Source organism: Ligilactobacillus sp. (assembly GCF_036846325.1).
Taxonomy (GTDB): Bacteria; Bacillota; Bacilli; order Lactobacillales; family Lactobacillaceae; genus Ligilactobacillus.
The window spans coordinates 1-2,831 of sequence record NZ_DAIUCE010000156.1 but is presented as its reverse complement, the minus strand read 5'-3'; the positions used below and the strand labels follow the sequence as shown (position 1 = coordinate 2,831).

Sequence of the window (2,831 nt, the reverse complement as noted above, 5' to 3'; positions counted from 1 at the left end):
GTGATTGCCAGGGTGAAGACAAGTCCGATGTTCATCAGCTGAATCAGACCGGATCCGTAATTCTGCCTTTCAAGACTTCTGTTCGTCGTCATTGAAAAGAAGATGTAGTTGATGCCGACCAGCACTGCATTTGCCAGAAGAAACGGCAGATAAAGCTGCAGATTCCTGCCGATGGTCTGTCTTGCAAGTTTAAGTTTCAACATCCCTTTTTCCCCCTTATTCTGCCGTCAAGACGGTCATGCTGTCTGAAATCTTTTTGGCATAGTCCTTTTGCGACATGTCCCCGCGATAAAGCTCATGGTAAATGATTCCGTCCTTGATGAACAGCGTTCTTCCGGCGTAGCTTGCAGCCTGCGAACTGTGAGTGACCATCAGAATCGTCTGTCCATGCCTGTTGACGCTGTCAAACAACGCAAGCAGACGCTTCGTATTCTGCGAGTCGAGTGCTCCGGTCGGTTCGTCGGCCAAAAGCAGGTCAGGATTCGTGATCAATGCCCTGGCAGCCGCCACGCGCTGTTTCTGACCGCCGGAAATTTCGTACGGATAGCGGTCGAGCAGCTGCTCAATTTCAAGATCCCTTGCCAGAGGTTCGAGGCGCTTCTCCATTTCCTTATGCGACACCTTGTTCAAGACGAGCGGCAGGAAGATGTTGTCGCGGTTATTGAACGTGTCAAGCAGGTTGAAGTTCTGGAAGACAAATCCCAGATGCTGACGTCTGAACGCCGCCTTCTCCTTTTCCCTGAGCTTTGACAGGTCCTGGTTGTTGAGCGTGATCTGACCGCCCGTTGCAGTCTCAAGCGTTGCGATGATGTTCAGAAGCGTCGACTTGCCGGCACCGGATTCCCCCATGATTGCAACGTATTCCCCTTCTTCAACGCTGAACCTGATGTCGCGCAATGCGTCAACCTGACTGTCCCCCTTGCCGAATGATTTGCTGATATGATTCAACACCAAAATACTCATTTACTATCCCTCCTGTTTCATTACCCCTTTATTATAAAAAGATTCCTGCCGCAATCACAGTTACATGTGCGACAGGAACCTTACAGTCTGTTATTTTCTAAAAATCCAGTATCCGATTCAAGTCCAGCCTGACAATGGTCCCCGCTCCAAGTCTTGAATCGACCGTGACGCCGATCTTCAAAAACACGCTGACCTGCTTGACGATATAAAGTCCCATCCCCGTTGCGGCACCGTGCTTTCTGCCGTTTTCGCCGGTGAACCCCGCTTCAAAGATCTTCGGCAGATCGGATTGCGAAATTCCTATTCCCTCATCCTGGATGAAAAGCACGCCTTCATCATACCCGATCCTGATATGCTGATGCGGAGCACTGTATTTGCTGGCATTAACCAGAATCTGCTCCAGGATGAACGACATCCACTTCCTGTCGGTCAAAAGCCTTTCATGCGGCACTGACACGTCAAGCGTCAGGTTCTTCTCAACGAAAAACGTCATGTTGTCGCGCAGGATCTGCTGTACGAGCTCAAGCAGATCAATCGGGACAAACTCAAGATCATGGTTGAAATCGGACAGGCGCTCATAGTTGAGCAGCAGATTCAGCTGATACTCGGCATTTTCAACCTGCTTCTGCACGCGTGCACTGTCAACGACTTCCGCCGCATCGGCCATCAGCTTCAGCGCCGTCAGCGGCGTCTTCATCTCATGACTCCAGACAATCAGATAGTCGTAACGCTCCTTGAACTCCTGCTCAAGTCTTTGCTCGCGCTGATTTAGATTGTCCTTTTCTTCACTCAGCTTGCGCAGAAATTCCCTTTCAACAAGCGTCCGGCCGAAGGATTCGTCAATATCGCCGTTTTCAACGTGTCTGAGAATCCGAAACGTCCGCACGGTTTTAAAAAATGCAGCGCCGACCGCCACGAGCCAGGTGAAACGCACGAAGTCGCCGATCAGGCTGAATTTCAAGCCATAAAGAACGCAGAAAAGCGCAAAGACCGCCACGCAGAACAGATATACGAGAAATGTCGACCAGCAGTCCGCCAGATATTTTCTGATCATATTCTTTCCTCCAGGCGATAGCCCTGACCCCTGACCGTCGTAATCTGAAGCGGTCCCTCAAGCGTTGAGAGCTTGCCGCGCAGCCTGCTCAGGTTGACGTTCAGCGCATTTTCGTCGATGAAGTTGTTTCCCTGCCACAATGCCGAAATCAGCTTCTTCTTGCTGACCGTCTGGTTTGCATTCAGCATGAGCAACTTCATGATCAGTCCCTCGGTCGGCGTCAGCCTGACGCTTTCTCCTTGAAAATCCAGGTCGTTGGTCAGCAAATTGAGTTCGCAGCCGAATTTTTCCAGACTCTTTTCCTGCACTGCATTTACACGGCGGAGCACGGCCTGAACCTTTGCCGTCAGAAGATCCATCGCAAACGGCTTGACCAGGTAGTCATCCGCACCGATCATCAGCGCCCTCACGGCATTCTGGTCAAAATCGGCAGCCGAAATAAAGATAATCGGCACCTGTGAAAAGGCCCTGATCTGCTGTGTCCAGTAAAAACCGTCATACATGGGGAGCGTAATGTCCATCAGAATCAAAACGGGATCGGATTCCCTGACTTCCGCCATCACGTTGTCCCAGTCCGAAACGCCGCTCACGTCATATCCCCACTTTTTCAGTTCATCATGAACGGCTTGAATGATATCGTGTTCGTCTTCAATAATGAATATCTTTCTCATCGTCTTTTTCCTCCATATGGGTATAGTGTACCATGGATCGAAACGCGTGCGCCGGTTTTTATTTCCGGGAGGTACGCATCGCCTGACCAGTCAGGGCGCAGGACGGGATTACGGGCAAAACGGACAAGGTGTGGAGCCGAACG

3 protein-coding genes and 1 pseudogene are annotated in these 2,831 nt (G+C 50.8%); all 4 read right to left on the bottom strand.

The genetic code is table 11. The features are described 5' to 3' along the window. Window positions 1-203 (bottom strand): annotated as a pseudogene (locus V7Z60_RS09635) (FtsX-like permease family protein); the annotation flags it as partial. Window positions 204-216: 13 nt separating this feature from the next. After that, window positions 217-963, bottom strand: a complete 747-nt coding sequence (locus V7Z60_RS09630) for an ABC transporter ATP-binding protein (protein ID WP_334117597.1) — start codon at window positions 961-963, stop codon at window positions 217-219. Between the two features lie 97 nt (window positions 964-1,060). Next, complete coding sequence (locus tag V7Z60_RS09625) at window positions 1,061-2,017, bottom strand: sensor histidine kinase (RefSeq protein ID WP_334117596.1); 957 nt, start codon at window positions 2,015-2,017, stop codon at window positions 1,061-1,063. Beyond that, on the bottom strand, window positions 2,014-2,688 hold the full coding sequence (locus tag V7Z60_RS09620) for a response regulator transcription factor (RefSeq protein ID WP_334117595.1): 675 nt from the start codon (window positions 2,686-2,688) through the stop codon (window positions 2,014-2,016). Before V7Z60_RS09620 ends, V7Z60_RS09625 begins: the two co-directional genes overlap by 4 nt. Window positions 2,689-2,831 lie beyond the last annotated feature (143 nt).

Bases quoted from the DNA above. Each gene is read 5' to 3' on its own strand.
- V7Z60_RS09630 (WP_334117597.1), bottom strand. From the start codon at position 963: ATGAGTATTTTGGTGTTGAATCATATCAGCAAATCATTCGGCAAGGGG.
- V7Z60_RS09625 (WP_334117596.1), bottom strand. From the start codon at position 2,017: ATGATCAGAAAATATCTGGCGGACTGCTGGTCGACATTTCTCGTATAT.
- V7Z60_RS09620 (WP_334117595.1), bottom strand. From the start codon at position 2,688: ATGAGAAAGATATTCATTATTGAAGACGAACACGATATCATTCAAGCC.